The organism is Microvirga tunisiensis (assembly GCF_009296175.1).
Classification (GTDB): Bacteria; Pseudomonadota; Alphaproteobacteria; order Rhizobiales; family Beijerinckiaceae; genus Microvirga; species Microvirga tunisiensis.
In genome coordinates this window covers 1-15,032 of record NZ_VOSK01000160.1, presented here as the reverse complement: position 1 = coordinate 15,032, position 15,032 = coordinate 1, and the positions used below count along the sequence as shown (strand labels likewise).

The following is a 15,032-nucleotide window of genomic DNA, read 5'->3' as shown; positions in this document are numbered from 1 at the left end:
CCGTAGACCTCACGATGCTCGTCGATGAACGCCTTCATGGCTTGAAGCGGCGGTCGAGCTCCGCCTGGGCAAAATACGCGCTGGCCTTGCGCAGGATCTCGTTGGCCTGGCGCAGCTCCCGCACCTCCCGCTCAAGGGCCTTGATCCGCTCCTGCTCTGTGCTCGTCGGCCCGGCCCGGAGGCCCTGGTCGCGCTCGGCTTGGCGCACCCAATGGCGCAGCGTCTCGCGCGAGCAGCCGATCTTGGCCGCAATCGACAGGATCGCCTCGTACTGCGAGGTGTACTCGTTCCGGTGATCGAAAACCATTCGGACCGCCCGCTCGCGGACCTCTGGTGAATAGGGGGGTGTTCTCTTGGTCATAGCTCCATCCTGTCAGGAGTTGGAGCCTCCGGGAATCCCGGCGCGGTTCAATCTCACCGGCCACAAGACACCCGAGCTGGTGCTGTGGTTGTGTGCGCATGGCGTGATGCCGTTGTACACGCCCGTGGGCGGCAGCTGGCTCAACATGGCCGAGTCGATCCAGCGTGTGCTCAAGCGGCGCGCGCTGGCCGGGCAGCATCCGCACAGCCCTACGGAGATCGGCCGCTGGTTTGAACAGACGGCGCGCTGCTGGAATGCGCAGCCGACACCGTTTGTCTGGAATGGCAAACGCCGGCAGCGGCGACGGCGCTTCTCGCATGACGCGATCCATCGGCTCGGTGGCTCCGGAGCCTGCATCCGCCAACCGCTCCATCAGCCCAAGCCAAAGGAGCCAGCAGAATGCCAAACCTCACGGCAAATGACCCACTAGGTGGAGCTCTGCCGAGAGAACTCACCGGCCGGACCCGCTACCGCGCATGGGGCATTGTCTAACAGCCGACGGCATAGCTTTATCTAACGCCACATGCCCCGCATCTTGGCACCAATGTCAATGCGGACCTCTTTGTTGAACGATGATCCCGTCCTCTGCTCCGATGCGGTCGGCGGCCACGATCTTCTCTCAAAGTGTTTCAGGTACGCGCTCGGAATGAAACGGGTGCGGGCGGCATAAACATGGCGATCGCCCGTGGCGGACTGCTGGTGCGTGAAGAAACGTTGCGGAACGATGAGATGGAGACTGTCTTTAGCCCGCGTCATGGCGACGTAAAGAAGGCGACGTTCCTCCTCAATCTCCGCTGTGGTTCCTGTGCCGAGGTCTGACGGAATGCAGCCATCGACGACATTCAGGACGAATGTTGACTTCCACTCCTGCCCCTTGGCCGAGTGGATTGTTGACAGGATCAGGTAGTCCTCATCAAGCAGCGGAACTCCAGCCTGATCACTCGTGGCGTCGGGCGGGTCGAGGGTGAGTTCCGTCAGGAACTTCTCCCGGGAAGGATATCCGGCGGCGATCTGCTCCAACTGGATGAGGTCGGCTTTACGTGTCGTGGCATCCTCATAGATGCGATCAAGATGCGGCTCATACCACGTTCTGACCCGTTCAAGCTCTGCAGGCCAACCTGCTGAACCCGTCCGAAGCTGTGCGATCGCGTCAACGAACGCTTGCCACTCGTCTCCGGCGCGCGGCGGGGCAGGGGCTTCTAGCAGCGCCCCAATCGGATCGGCCGCCTCTGACATACGATCCAGTACCCGCTGAGCCGAGGTCGGCCCGACGCCGGGCAGAAGCTGCATCAGCCGGAAGCCCGCAACCCGATCGCGTGGGTTCTGGACGAAACGCAGCAGGGCAAGCAGGTCCTTGACATGGGAGGCATCAAGGAACTTGAGGCCGCCGAACTTCACGAAGGGAATGTTGCGCCGAGTCAACTCCACCTCTAATGGTCCGCTGTGATGGGAGGTGCGAAACAGGACCGCCTGCTGCTTGAGGCTCATGCCGCTCTCGCGGTTCGCCAGCACCTGTTCGACCACGTAACGGGCCTGATCGGCCTCGTCGCGAACGGCCACCAGTCGTGGCCGGTCAGCGGAAGTTCGGTCGGTCCAGAGGTTCTTGGTAAAGCGCTCGGAGGCGAGTTCGATCACCGCATTGGCAGCCGCGAGGATCGGCTGTGATGAGCGGTAGTTGCGGTCGAGGGTGACGATCTCAGCCGGTGGGCTGAACTGCGCTGGAAAATCCAGGATGTTGCGGACTGTCGCCGCCCGGAAAGAATAAATCGATTGGGCGTCATCTCCAACCACCGTCAGCCCCTTGCCCCCGGGTTTGAGGGCGAGCAGGATCGAGGACTGCAGCCGGTTGGTGTCCTGGTACTCGTCGACTAGGACATGGTCGAAGCGGCCGCCGAGTTCGGCTGCAATGGCGGGCTCGGCCACCATCTGGGCCCAGTAGAGCAGAAGGTCGTCGTAATCGAGAACATTCTGGCGCTGTTTGGCCTCGACATAGGCAGCGAACAACTGACGCAACTCGGCGGTCCATCCTGCGCACCATGGATAGGAGATTCGCAATACCTCCTCAATGCCCATCTCGGCGTTCACGCAGCGGGAGTAGATCGCCAGACAGGTTCCCTTGGCCGGAAAGCGGCTCTGCGTCGAGGAGAAGCCGAGTTCGTGCCGGATGAGGTTCATCAGGTCGGCCGAGTCCTCGCGGTCATGAATCGAGAAGGCGGGATCGAGACCGATCTCCGGCGCGTAGTCGCGCAGCAGCCTGGCGCCGATGCCATGGAACGTGCCGGCCCAGGTCAGCGCATCGGTCATCACGCTGGCACTCTGGCCCAGAACCTGTCCAGCGATCCGCTCGACCCGGCGCGCCATCTCGGCGGCGGCCCGGCGGGAGAAGGTCAGAAGAAGGATGCGACGTGGATCGGCTCCGTTGACGATCAGATGAGCCACGCGGTGGGCCAGGGTGTTGGTCTTGCCCGATCCCGCACCTGCGATCACCAAGAGCGGGCGCGTCGATGTTGGATCCCTCCCGTCAGTGACACCGTGTTCTACCGCCCGGCGCTGTTCCGGGTTAAGTTTGTCGAGATAACCGACCGAAATGGACACTGACGAATCGTCCCCTGTTTCTTCTCGGACGATTGATCCTAGTTTCTGGTTTTGTTCGCAAGTGGCGATTGGCTGCTCGCCATCCATATCCTGCTGGGAGAGGTCTGATCCTCGGGACGACAGACGGATTTGGTAACGAACCGCAGACTACCGTCTGCGCCATCATTCCTAAGGCCGGAGGGGTCAGCGCAAGACGAGTTCCCAATGATACGGTAACGTAGTACGTAGCAAGAACGTTGGCTTCTGGATCAACTGAGAGGTCTCAGCGGCGGCTGCTTATGCCCTGCATCCAGCTGTCTGAACCCTCAATCCAAGGCAGAACAACGGAAAGAGAAGGATGCCGCTCGTCAAAGTGGCGCTCGTGAGAAAGTGGCGCCGCCCAGATAGGTTTAACAAAGCGGTAAAGGTAACAGTTTCACGAAGGTACCAGATTGATGCAGGGATCATCTGGCTTCACATTCAGGGTTAGTCCGCACCCTACGTCGGGAAGGTTTCTGTTCCGTTCTGGCTCAACGTATAATCAGGAACAGATCTTGCGCTGGTCCCAATAAGGATCTGGAGAGGCTGATCCTGGCTCGCGAGTTGATGGTGAGGGCTACGGCAAAGACCCGCTCCAATTCGAAGCTGCTCGAGTTGGTTGATCTGTTCCTGTCCCGCCCCCTGGTGACGGTGCCGCTCGGCGCAAAACTTCTGAAGGTCACCCCGAAAGCCATCGATCTGATGCTGGGGCAATTGGGTGGCGCACTCCCGCGGGAATTGACCGGCCGAACCCGCTATTGCGCCTGGGGCATTGTATAAGGGCGGCTCAACTTGAGCTGGGGTGGGCTAGACAGCAAGGACATTCGCCAAGGCTCTCACCGCGTAAGATCCTCGCGCAATCATTTACCCAGTTTCCTTTGTCGAATGGATTTCCTAAGGCTTCTCTGGCTTATTTCAACAGGGCCAGCACGCGGCCTGTCATACACAAGTGTCGTTGAAGTCCGGCCCAATGCCCCTCTCCAAGAAATAGCCTCGTGACCTCCATTCCCTGGTCTAAGCACCTGCTCGCTCGTCATCCCGTCTCGAACGTTTTGATTCTGGCCGCGGTCTTCAACCTGTTTTGTGCGGCCCTCGTTTACGATGAACGGCAAAACGCCTTCGACCAGGCCAAGGCAGCATCGAGCAATCTTGTTGCATCCGTGAGCCGGGACATCTCGCGCAACATCGAGATCATCGATCTGACAATCCAGAAGCTTATTGAGCGGATCAATCAGCCGGGCTTCAAGCAACTGGGATCTGATCTTCAGCGGCAATTGCTCTTCGATCAGGTTGCCACGGCGCAATATTTTGCAGCTCTTGCGGTGGTCGATGAGAGCGGGAGGCTAAGCTACCACTCCCGGTTCACGGACCCGAATATCATCAACGTCGCAAAGCAACAGTATTTTACTGTCCACCGCGATCGTCCTGACATGGGGCTCTACGTTTCCCTTCCCATCAAGAGCCCGGTTGGCCTTGGATGGGGCCTGGTGTTCAGTCGGCGGCTCTCCCATCCGGACGGCCGGTTCGCTGGGATTGCCTACGTAGGTCTGGGTCTGGACTACTTCACCGATCTGTTTGGCAGGATGGACCTTGGACCGAATGGCTCCATGTCGGTCATGCGAGCGGACAGGGAGCTGCTCGTGCGGGAGCCCTTCAACGAGAAGCGTCTCGGCACGGATGTCAGCAAGGCGGAGATTTATCTCTACTATCCGAAGCAACGTTCAGGATCGTACGAGGCCAGCTCCTCGCCAGTCGATGGCGTCCCGCGGCTCTACACGTTCACTCAGGTCGGCGACTTCCCGATGACAATCAGCGTCGGACGCTCACTGCAGGACGTCTACGCCGCTTGGTGGCGTAGAGCCCTAACAATTGGGGGTATTGTGCTGGTGTTGACTGGGGCCATGATTGCGCTGGCCCTCAGCCTGCGGCGGGAATTCCGGCGGAGGCGAGCCGCGCATCAGGAGGCCTTGCACAACGAAGCGCTCTTCCGCGGAGCCATGAAGGGGGCCGGGATCGGAACGGCGCTCCTGCGCCTCGACGGGACGGTGTTCAAGGTCAATCCGGCCTTCTGCCGGCTGTTCGGGTTTTCCGAAGGGGAGATGTTGTCGAAGACCGCGGCCGACCTGATTCATCCGGATGACGCTCCCCCAGACGATGGCGCCCTCTTGAGAGGCGAGATCGACTTCACCGAGAGCGAACGACGCTTTGTGCGTAAGGATGGCACGGAGGTCTGGGTCCTCCGGTCTGCCTCTCTCCTGCGCGACGGGGCGGGCAAGCCCGCCTACATGATTGTGCAATTCCAGGACATTACCGCCCGGCGTGAAGCCGAGGAGCGGCTGAGATACAACGCGACCCATGACGAACTGACCGGTCTCCTGAACCGCTCAGCCTTCGAGCAGAAGCTTGAAGAAGCCCTCATGGAAAGCCGTCACACGGGCATCAAGCATGCCCTGGCCTTTGTCGACCTCGACCGGCTGAAAATGATCAACGATTCCGCCGGTCATATCGCCGGCGACGCCTTGTTGCGAGGCGTGGCAGGAGCCTTGCCAAATTTCCTCCGCGAAGGCGATGTCATCGGCCGGCTCGGCGGGGATGAGTTTGGCATCATCCTGCACGGATGTTCCCTTGATGATGCGACAGTGATCCTTGAGGAGCTCAATACTGCGGCCGGTGCGATCCAGTTCCCATGGGAGGATCGCAGCTATAGTGTCGGGGCCAGCATCGGGGTGACCGAGATCACGCCGAGCATCCGTTCCCCAAGCGATGTCCTCGCTCAGGCGGATGTCGCCTGCCTGACGGCCAAAATGGCAGGACGGAACCGGGTCAGCCTATACCGCCCCGAGCAGAGCGAAGCGGTTGATCGCCATCGCGAGATCGCTGTCGCTGCCGGGATCAAACTGGCCATAGAAGAGGGTCGGCTGCGGCTGTTTGCTCAAAGGATTGTCGCGTGCGCGGATCCGACCCAGCAGCGGTGTGAGATCCTGGTGCGGATGGTCGACAGGGACGGGACGATCATCCCGCCGTCTGTGTTTATTCCAGCAGCGGAACGGTATGATCTCATTGGAGCCATCGACCGCTGGGTCGTCCAAGAAGCACTGACCATGATTGGACGGGCAGGGGGCCTTGATCGGCACACCCCGATCCATCTCAACCTGTCGGCAGCCTCGATCGGCGATGCTTCGTTCGTAGCTCACGTACTCGAGGTTCTTGAGGATACCGGTGTTGCCCCAGAAATCCTGGTCTTCGAGATCACCGAAACGGCCTTGGTCAGCAATATGGCTGTGGCAGCCACAACAGTCGGTAGGCTGCGGGAAATGGGGTGCCAGATTGCGCTGGACGATTTCGGCGCGGGCCTGAGTTCGTTCAACTACCTGCGCCAATTCCCGGTCGATATCGTCAAAATCGATGGAAGCTTCGTTCACAACATGACGAGGAACGCGGTGGACCGCTACATCGTCAAATCCATTCATCAGATTGCGCAAGAACTCGGCGCGCAGACGGTGGCTGAGTTCGTCGAGGATCAGGCGACCTTCGAACTGATCTCGTCCATGGGGATCACTTTCGCCCAGGGCTACTTGATCCACAGGCCTGAGCCCTTCGACGAGATCATGGCAGATCACGAAATCCGGGCCGAGGCCTAACGCGAGCGATCCACTACCTATTGATCAAAGGTGAAGATCGATTGGGTCTTGTAAGGATTGCCCCCGTGCTGGGTGGTCTAAGCTTTCCTGAGTCATGGCACGAACCCATCATTGGCTGTTCATATTCAACCTGTTAAGGCTTCACACCGTTCGAAGGGACGATTTTGCATGTTGATGTGGAGCACATTGGTTACTTTCCTCCTCTCGCTGTTGGCCATCGGGCCACTGCGGGCGAGTGCTCCCTCCTGGCTCCTGTCCGGTGCGGAACTGGCAGCAGTAATCAGCGTCTTTGCCCTGGTATGTTTTCTTGAAAGCAGCGGTGGCAACACCGATCGCTCCAATCCCGCCGGCTGATAAGTTTCGGTAAGGAACTCCGCCTACGGTGCTGCTCCGTCCTTGATCGGAGACAGCCCATGAGAAGCTTCCTGCTCGCCGCGATCGGGATTGTTCTGGCGTCCCCAACAGCGATCGCTGACGGCCTGAGCCTTGCTGGCTCCCTCTGGGAATGCACCCGCGCCTCTGATCGATCCCGGTTCGTGATCACCTTCTACCCTGGTCGCGGCGTCGGGGGAGGCGAGTTGGAGAATGGTGAGGTCAGCCCCTACATCTTCGATGCCTCCCGAATGAAACCGGGCGAATGGCCGGGCAAATGGGAGCAGACTGGCCAGCGTTTCACATGGACGTTCCCGGATCAGAGCATCCGGATTGAAGGGAGCCTTTCAGGTCCAGGGCAGGCAAATGCGCGGCTCACCGGCACTGAGACCTCGTCGGGAGAGCACTCCGCTATCACCTGCGTCGCCCTGTCCAAGCTGCCAAAGATCGGGGACGGGTTGGTCATCCCCAAGAACGGTCGGTTCATCGACCTGGATCAGGACGATGGCGAGTTGAAGGTGCCTGCGGGCATCTCGCTGCAGGAGCCGGGGAGGCGATAAGTATTATGGTTGCGGTGATCAGGGGTTAGTCGCAGATCCTTGTTCTGCGCACTGTGACATCGCCATAGGCGTCGATCCGCTTCGTTGAAAAAACGCGGCATTCCTCGATTGGAGCAGGAATGCCTACAACTCTCTCCTGGTAGACGGGCGGAGGCAGGACCGGCTGCACAGAGACGATCGGGACATTCCGGGGAGGAACCAAGGCAGGCCCCTCAAAGCCTTCGCTATCCTCCAGAGGCACAATCGGCAGAGGCTGCTGCGGCACCAGAGCGGGCCCTTCATAGCCGCCAACAAAGCGGCGCTCGATCACGCGGCGGTCAATAACCCTGTGCTCGACCGGTGGCGCGATATAACTCTCCTCGACCGCGAGCCGGCTCCGGACTGGTAGACGCTCCAGAACCGCCTCTTGATCCTCGAAATACGGGGGCAGATCCGCGGCGACGGCAGCCGCTGGGCTCACGAGAGTTGATCCACCGAGCACCAGTGCGGCAAGGCCCGCGTGTGCAACTTTGTTTAAACCAAGCACCGGCATGTGAGCTCCTGAGGTCTCCGATGGAAACGTCGCCTCACGGTCAAGGTTCCCCTTCTGGTCCTTGGTGCTCGGTGAAGGGACTTCGACACGCCGATGGGATGCGTTCCGCCCCTCAAATCTGGTATGGCTGCGACACAATGTTCATCCTAAACCGCTTGCGAATTTTATATCAATCCTTATATCAGGCTTACCCCAGCGGACAGTGTTGTGGACTTCGACAGCGGCGGGCGTCACCGCCAGCGTCGATGAGACTGTGCCAGGACGGATGTACTCCGGCCCGGTTCGTTCCTGCGCTTGCCTGACGATGCAAGCGCCCGTCTGGTACCTAATCAGCCCAGGCCCGTAGCTGGCGCGGCAGGAGATGCGAAGGCATTCCGCCCGTTGCCCCCGGAGCCTGGGCTTTTCCATTTTGGCAGACGCCGTGTTTAGGCTGTGATGACGCGAGAGCCAGGATCACGCTGAAGGTCATCTGTGGCGAACCAACGATCGTCCGGCGCCTAGAGCATCGGACGGTTAAACTGTCCCAAGCCCGTTGCCATTTCGCCGTACGATAGGCAGCAGACATCCGGAACGTTGATCAGGTTCGTTGAGGCTCAAGCGCAGTTTCGGCTGTCAAAGGGAGAGGCGGGTTTGCGCTGTTGAGGAACTCTACCGTCGTAAAGACGAATTCATTGTCTCCAATATTTTCCAGATCGTGGACCTTGAACTCTCCTGGTCCATAGGTGAGGTGGCTCGTCTGGCCCGCCATATAGGCGACCTCCACCACCGAACCGTCCTGTTGGTGTGAACGAGCTTTTCCGGGTGTTGTGGCAACCCAAACGTAGTCGAGAACATGGCGATGGAACGGGAGGCGCTCTGACGGCTTCAGCCGGACTTCCCACACCCGCACCCGGCTGTCCTGTGACAAGAGGCGCGTTCCCACGCAGGGGTTGAATTGGTTCTTTGCGAATTCGTCTTGAAGTGCAACTGACCAATTTGCGCTTGGTTCAAGAAGCTTTGGCATTTGGATCTCCATCGTGAGAACCGTATCCAAATCCTGCGATCAGGAGCGATCCATGATCCACCTCCAATAATACCGAAGGAACCATGGATTAGACCAGCCTAAAGGCCGAGGCGTCCGATATAGGGCCCGACGCTCTAGGGCTGAAGAAGCTTCAATGTGCTAAGGGCATCGCCGGTCGCAGCGAAAGCAGCCGTATTGTCGAAGATGCACCATGCTGCTCGGCCGGCCTTCACCTGGTCCCCGAGGGTCTTGGCGGTTTCCGCGATGATCTCTTGCGAGTAAGCCGAGTAGTACATTTTCGGCGATCCATGCAGGCGGTAGTAAACCAGCCCGGTCCAGCCGCCCGGAGTACCGGCACTCGGATGAGGCTCGGGATCGGCCGCCACCCGCGCGATCCGATGCTCCATGAGGAAGGCGTCGACATCGGCCGTGAACCATGAGGCGTGCCGCGGCTCACAGACGAGATCTCCGGAGAAGGAGGCTCGAAGCCTCTCAACGAATGATCGCACGTCGGCAGGGTCGAACTTCAGGCTTGGAGGAAGCTGGATAAGGACCGGTCCGAGCTTTGGGCCCAGGCCTGCAATCTCCCCTAGAAAACGCTGCAACGGCTCGTCGCCATCGCGTAGACGGGCTTCGTGGGTGATCGTCTTCGGCATCTTCACGGCAAAGCGGAAGTGATCCGGGACATCACCGGCCCACCGCTGATAGGTCGACAAGCGATGCGGGCGATAAAACGAGGAGTTAATTTCGACTCCGTCAAACCGGCTCGCATAGCGCACGAGGTGGCTGCCCTCGCTCGGGAAGGCGTCATCGTACTGCTTTGGGATCGCCCAGGCGGCGGTCCCAACAAAGATGCGGCGCTCACTCATACCCAGCATCAGGGTCCCACGCTGCCAGGGGTTAGCCCCGCTTGAGCTTTCCAGCCGCTGCATCGAGCTTCTCGCGGCTGTTCCCGTGTTCTTTGATCAACTCTTCGGCCTGCGAAACACTGATGCCGTGCTTTCTGGCAAAGTAGCCGACTTCGTACCCTTCTCCGCCGGCGACCCGGCCCCGATCAGCGCCACCGCGATTGGTTTTGTCATCAGACATTCCGTTACTCCTTACACAAAAACCACGACTCCAAAATGCGCCACAATGGAGGGTGGTTTCAGGAGGGCGTTAACCGCGTCGGAGATGGCTGTGGAGAACTCGGAACGAGTCATTTCAGGGCGACGTTGCTGACTCGTGAGGGTGCCGGTCAAGGTTGCCAGGGCCATCACACAGTAGCGTATCGCTGGGAGCTCTACCCATGGCTGAACGGACGGTCTGGAAAGGTCACATCAAGCTCTCTCTCGTGTCCTGCGCGGTCGGCCTATACCCCTCCACATCGTCGGGCGGGAAAATCCGGTTCAACACCCTCAATCGCAAGACCGGCAACCGCGTGAAGCGCCAGTTCATCGACAGCGAGACCGAGAAAGTCGTTGAGAGTGAAGACCAGGTCAAAGGGTTCGCGGTCGGGAAGGGCAGCTACATCCAGGTCGAGGACGAAGAACTCGACGCCCTGAAGCTGGAAAGCACACACACCATCGACATCGAGAGCTTTGTGCCGCGCGAGGAGGTGGACGAGCGCTTCCTCGACACCGCCTACTACATCGCCCCGACCGATAAGGTGTCCAACGAGGCGTTCTGCGTCATTCGTGATGCGATCCGAGACAAAGGCATGGCTGGCATTGCCCGCATTGTGCTGGCACGCCGTGAACGCATGATCCTGCTGGAGCCCCTCGACGAAGGACTTGTCGGCACGACTCTTCATGCCGCCGACGAGGTTCGTGACGAGGACAAGGTCTTCGACGAGATCAGCGAGGTGAAGTACCCCAAGGAAATGAAGGATCTCGCCGCCCATATCATCGAGAGCAAGGCGGCCCACTTCGATCCAAAACAATTCGATGATCGTTATGAGGAAGCCGTCGCTGAGTTGCTGAAGTCGAAGCAGGCCGGCAAGCCTCTGAAGGAGGAGCCGTCTGAGAAGCCCTCGAACGTCGTCAATCTGATGGACGCGCTCAAACGCAGTGTCTCGGCCGAGAAGGCGGGGTCCGCAGGCAAGAAGACTGCTCCCCCGAAGAAAACCGCGGCGAAGTCAAAGGCAGCGAAAAAACCTGCGCCCAAGACAAAGGCGCGCAAGGCTGGCTAAGTCCCCGATGAGTTGTGTTGCGTAGGAGAGTGTCATGGTCGCGGCATCATCCCGTCTGAAAGCCAGGAGGACTCCGTCGCGGAGTCGATCCGCCGCGAAAGCAGGCCCGGGTACTCTCGCCACCTACCAGGCGAAACGCGACTTCTCCATCACGAGCGAACCCAAAGCGAAGAGAGCCAAGTCTCAGGGCAACCGCTTCGTGGTGCAGAAGCATGATGCTCGCCGCCTGCACTACGACCTGCGGCTGGAGCTCGATGGTGTCCTAAAAAGTTGGGCGGTGACGCGGGGCCCGAGCCTGGTCCCGGGCGAAAAGCGCCTCTCGGTGCATACCGAGGACCATCCCCTGAAGTACATTGATTTCGAGGGCGTCATTCCGGCCGGCCAATATGGCGGCGGGACCATGATCGTCTGGGATCAGGGCCGCTGGATTCCGGAGGGCGACCCGCATGCCGATTATGCCCGTGGCCGCTTGACGTTCACTCTTGAGGGCGAGCGGCTTAAGGGCAAGTGGCACCTCGTGCGGACACGCGGCAAGCCCGGCGAGAGGAATGAGCAGTGGCTGCTGCTCAAGTCCGATGATGAGGCCGCCCGAACGTCTGACGATCCCGATATCCTCGAGGAGGAGACGACATCGCTCAAATCAGGCCGGACCATTGAGGAGCTGGCCGCTCAAGGCGACATCCGGGTCGATCATGCTGCACGGGAAAAGGTGGCCAGATCCAAGTCTGGGAAATCACGTCGACCCTCGAAGGTCAACGGTGCAAAGAAGGGCATTCTGCCGGCCTTTGTTGAACCGGCATTGGCACAATTGGTTGAGAGTGCCCCAAAGGGTGGGAACTGGCTTCATGAGATCAAGCTCGATGGCTATCGCATGCAAGCCCGCATCGATGGCGGCGAGGTCAAACTTCTGACACGGAAGGGCCTCGACTGGACAGCGAAGTTCAAACCAATCGCAAATGTCCTCAAAGAATTGAAAATTCCATCGGCGTTGTTCGACGGCGAAATCGTCGTGGAGGATGAGGCAGGGGTCTCAAGCTTCTCGGCACTCCAGCAGGAGCTCAAGGGCGGGAAAGGCGAGCGCTTCGTCTACTACGTCTTCGATCTGCTCTATCTCGACGGCGAGGACCTCAGGAAGGCCACACTGGCGGACCGCAAGGCGGCCTTGCGGCTCCTGTTCGATGACCTGCCCCAGGGTGGCGTCATTCGCTTCAGCGACCATCTCGAGGAGGATGGCGCAACGCTCGTGAGGCACGCCTGCCGGATGGGTCTGGAGGGGATCATCTCCAAACGCGCCGATCAGCCCTACCGGTCAGGGCGCGGTGACGACTGGGTCAAGTCGAAATGCACGCAGCGCCAGGAACTGGTGATCGCCGGCTACCTGCCGTCGAGCGCGATCAAGAAGGCTGTGGGCTCCCTGGTCTTGGGTGTCTATGACGCCGGCAAGCTCATCCCAGTCGGCCGTGTTGGCACCGGCTTTACCGCGGAGGTCGCGGGCTCTCTGTACAAAGCTCTCTCCTCAATGGAGATCAAGGCGTCACCCTTTGCCAGCAAGCTGCCTTCTGCTGCCACTCGTGGAGTGAAGTGGGTCAGGCCGGAACTGGTCGCCGAGCTCGAGTTCCGCGGGTGGACGCATGACGGCATGCTCCGGCAGGGCTCGTTCCAAGGGCTGCGCGAGGACAAGGATGCCCGGGAGGTCGTGCGGGAGACAGTCGGGCACGCCTCTCAAGTTGCAAGCCCCATGGCCACGATCCCTGAGGATGCCTATCTCACTCACCCTGACCGCGTTCTGTGGGAGGACGAGGGGATCACCAAGCTCGGGCTCGCTGAGTTCTATACGGAAATCGCCGATTGGATCCTGCCTCACATCGTGAACCGGCCGCTTTCACTCCTGCGATGCCCAGGCGGATCGCAGAAGGAATGTTTTTTCCAGAAGCATGCCTGGGCGGGCCTTGATGAGGATCTCATCCAGCGGGTGCGTGTCGGAGAGGACGAGGCCGTTGCGATCCAGGATCTGTCCGGCCTTCTCGCTCTGGTGCAAGCCGGTGTCCTCGAGATCCACCCGTGGGGCTCCACGCTGAAGAACCCGGAGAAGCCCGATCGGCTTGTCTTCGACCTAGACCCGGGCGAGGGCGTCGGTTGGGATGCAGTCGTTCAGGGCGCGAACGACGTGCGTGATTGCCTCCAGGACCTCGATCTTGTGAGCTTCGTCAAAACATCCGGCGGCAAAGGTCTGCATGTTGTCGTGCCACTCCACCCAAAGGCATCCTGGGATGAGGCCAAAGCATTTGCGGCTGGTGTCGCAGCAGCTATGACGAAGGCGAGCCCCTCTCTGTACACGGACACCATGGCGAAGCGGGCTAGAACAGGCAGGATCTTCATCGATTACCTGCGGAACGGGCGGGGGGCGACAGCGGTGGCGGCATATTCCACCCGAGCCCGGGCCGGCGCTCCGGTGTCAACACCCGTCGCGTGGGAGGAACTGTCGACGATCCGCAGCGGCAATCAGTATCGGATCAGCAATTTGGCGGGGCGCTTGCCTCATCTTCAGAATGACCCTTGGAGCGAATTCGGAAACATTGACCAGGTGGTTCCGAAAACGAAACGACGGCGGTAGTTTGCGCTATGTCGCCCGCCAGACGAACTTGTCTAGGATGCTTGTAGAAGGCACCTTTGTAGGACGAGTTGCCGCAGGAATGTGCGGTGAAATCCTAGTGTCGCAGGGTTTCAAAACGCCGTTCGATGTGGCAGGCGACGATGCTCCCGGACCTGATGGTCTCCTTTTCTCCTGCCAAGCGAGGGACACCGAGAACGAATGCACTTTCCGCTATCGCCGAACGAAGCCGAGCGCCTGACCGCTCTTCAGAAGCTTGAGATCCTTGATACGCCTTCGTCACCAGCCATCGACCGGATTTGTCGGATTGCACAGCGGTTGTTCGACGTCCCCATGGTTCATGTGACGCTTGCTGACACTCATCGATACTTCTTCAAGGCGAGGTTCGGTGGAAGTCCGGCAACTGAAATTCCTCGGGATCACGCCTTCTGCAACTACACGATCTTGCACGATGAGGTCTTCGTAGTGCCGGATGCATGGGCAGACTCAACATTCGGCAACAACCCCCATGTCGTGGGACCTCCGTTCATCAGGTTCTACGCCGGCGCTCCACTAACGATCCGCCCGGGCATCCGGCTGGGCGCCTTCTGCATTTCCGACGTAAGACCTCGCGAGTTCAGCCAGTATCAGACGACGTTGCTCCGTGGTCTCGGCCGCTTAGTGGTCGACGAGATCTGGTTGCACCATCTGGACGTCTCGGGTCACGTTGAGACCCAATTCCATACGTCTGGGACGACGGATCAATCTCTCGACTTTGAAACATGGATTCTGCCAACAAGCGCTCAGATTCGTGCGGCGCGTGGGCTGCTGAATTGGTCGATCCGAGAATTGGCTGAGGCCGCTGAGATCTCCCCTGCATCGGTGAAACGGATGGAGATTTCCGGAGAGCTGTCGGTCCGGCGGACCAGTGTGGACGCTGTTGTGCGAGCCTTCGGGCAGCACGGCGTTCAGTTTACCCGCGAGCCTGATGGTACCGTTGGGGTGGCCCGGAAGTCTCCTCTAGGGGCTGTCCGAATTCCTGAAGATACGGACTACCCGTTCTAGAGCGCGTTGACATTCATTTGGTCCAGATGAACGCGCTGACGAGGCAAAGGATTGACATAAACGCCCGTGGGGTCTGTTCGTAGCGCGTGGCGATGCGTCTGAAGTGCTTGATTTTCAGGAAGAAG

The 15,032-nt window shown here is 59.8% G+C and carries 13 protein-coding genes, 1 pseudogene and 1 other annotated feature; of the genes and pseudogenes, 8 read left to right on the top strand and 6 right to left on the bottom strand.

The window, feature by feature from the left end; genetic code table 11:
• Positions 1-80: a sequence feature (AL1L pseudoknot), on the bottom strand. This feature is flagged as partial in the annotation.
• A pseudogene (locus FS320_RS26730) lies at positions 1-361 on the bottom strand (transposase); the annotation flags it as partial. (Overlaps the previous feature by 80 nt.)
• Here FS320_RS26730 and FS320_RS46170 point away from each other — a divergent pair.
• Both FS320_RS46170 and FS320_RS49855 read left to right on the top strand, forming a co-directional pair.
• Positions 354-791 carry a hypothetical protein gene (locus tag FS320_RS46170; protein WP_210252220.1) on the top strand — a complete coding sequence of 146 codons (438 nt, stop codon included), beginning with the start codon at positions 354-356 and terminating at the stop codon, positions 789-791. The pseudogene FS320_RS26730 and the gene FS320_RS46170 sit on opposite strands and share 8 nt — an antisense overlap.
• Complete coding sequence (locus FS320_RS49855) at positions 761-853, top strand: helix-turn-helix domain-containing protein (protein ID WP_152715074.1); 93 nt, start codon at positions 761-763, stop codon at positions 851-853. The genes FS320_RS46170 and FS320_RS49855 overlap by 31 nt, the downstream gene beginning before the upstream one ends.
• A 21-nt stretch (positions 854-874) precedes the next feature.
• On the opposite strand, the gene FS320_RS26715 is transcribed toward FS320_RS49855, so the two are convergent.
• Complete coding sequence (locus FS320_RS26715; RefSeq protein ID WP_162003256.1) at positions 875-2,950, bottom strand: UvrD-helicase domain-containing protein; 2,076 nt, start codon at positions 2,948-2,950, stop codon at positions 875-877.
• A gap of 591 nt (positions 2,951-3,541) precedes the next feature.
• Between FS320_RS26715 and FS320_RS26710 the strand changes: the two genes are divergently transcribed.
• From FS320_RS26710 to FS320_RS26695, 3 genes are all read left to right on the top strand, one after another.
• Positions 3,542-3,754, top strand: coding sequence for a helix-turn-helix domain-containing protein (locus FS320_RS26710; RefSeq protein ID WP_244627402.1), 213 nt, complete (start codon positions 3,542-3,544; stop codon positions 3,752-3,754).
• A gap of 215 nt (positions 3,755-3,969) precedes the next feature.
• The gene (locus FS320_RS48340; RefSeq protein ID WP_152715072.1) at positions 3,970-6,615 is read left to right on the top strand and encodes an EAL domain-containing protein; all 2,646 of its coding nucleotides are present in this window, start codon (positions 3,970-3,972) and stop codon (positions 6,613-6,615) included.
• Between the two features lie 413 nt (positions 6,616-7,028).
• Entirely contained in the window at positions 7,029-7,547 is a 519-nt protein-coding gene (locus FS320_RS26695; RefSeq protein WP_152715070.1) for a hypothetical protein, read from the top strand.
• A gap of 25 nt (positions 7,548-7,572) precedes the next feature.
• Here FS320_RS26695 and FS320_RS26690 read toward each other — a convergent pair whose 3' ends face one another.
• From FS320_RS26690 to FS320_RS26675, 4 genes are all read right to left on the bottom strand, one after another.
• Positions 7,573-8,007 (bottom strand): hypothetical protein, encoded by a 435-nt coding sequence (locus FS320_RS26690; RefSeq protein WP_342211960.1) that lies wholly within the window; start codon positions 8,005-8,007, stop codon positions 7,573-7,575.
• A gap of 649 nt (positions 8,008-8,656) precedes the next feature.
• Entirely contained in the window at positions 8,657-9,082 is a 426-nt protein-coding gene (locus FS320_RS26685) for a cupin domain-containing protein (RefSeq protein WP_152715066.1), read from the bottom strand.
• Between the two features lie 134 nt (positions 9,083-9,216).
• Positions 9,217-9,960 carry a DUF72 domain-containing protein gene (locus tag FS320_RS26680; RefSeq protein WP_152715064.1) on the bottom strand — a complete coding sequence of 248 codons (744 nt, stop codon included), beginning with the start codon at positions 9,958-9,960 and terminating at the stop codon, positions 9,217-9,219.
• Between the two features lie 22 nt (positions 9,961-9,982).
• Positions 9,983-10,171 (bottom strand): DUF3606 domain-containing protein, encoded by a 189-nt coding sequence (locus tag FS320_RS26675; protein ID WP_152715062.1) that lies wholly within the window; start codon positions 10,169-10,171, stop codon positions 9,983-9,985.
• Positions 10,172-10,370: 199 nt separating this feature from the next.
• On the opposite strand from FS320_RS26675, the gene ku reads away from it, so the two are divergent.
• The 3 genes from ku to FS320_RS26660 all read left to right on the top strand — a co-directional run bounded on the left by ku (position 10,371) and on the right by FS320_RS26660 (position 14,907).
• Positions 10,371-11,252, top strand: a complete 882-nt coding sequence (ku, locus tag FS320_RS26670; RefSeq protein WP_152715060.1) for a non-homologous end joining protein Ku — start codon at positions 10,371-10,373, stop codon at positions 11,250-11,252.
• A gap of 34 nt (positions 11,253-11,286) precedes the next feature.
• A complete protein-coding gene (gene ligD / locus FS320_RS26665) occupies positions 11,287-13,866 on the top strand; it encodes a DNA ligase D (RefSeq protein WP_152715058.1) in 2,580 nt (859 codons plus the stop codon).
• Between the two features lie 198 nt (positions 13,867-14,064).
• Complete coding sequence (locus tag FS320_RS26660; protein WP_152715056.1) at positions 14,065-14,907, top strand: GAF domain-containing protein; 843 nt, start codon at positions 14,065-14,067, stop codon at positions 14,905-14,907.
• Positions 14,908-15,032 lie beyond the last annotated feature (125 nt).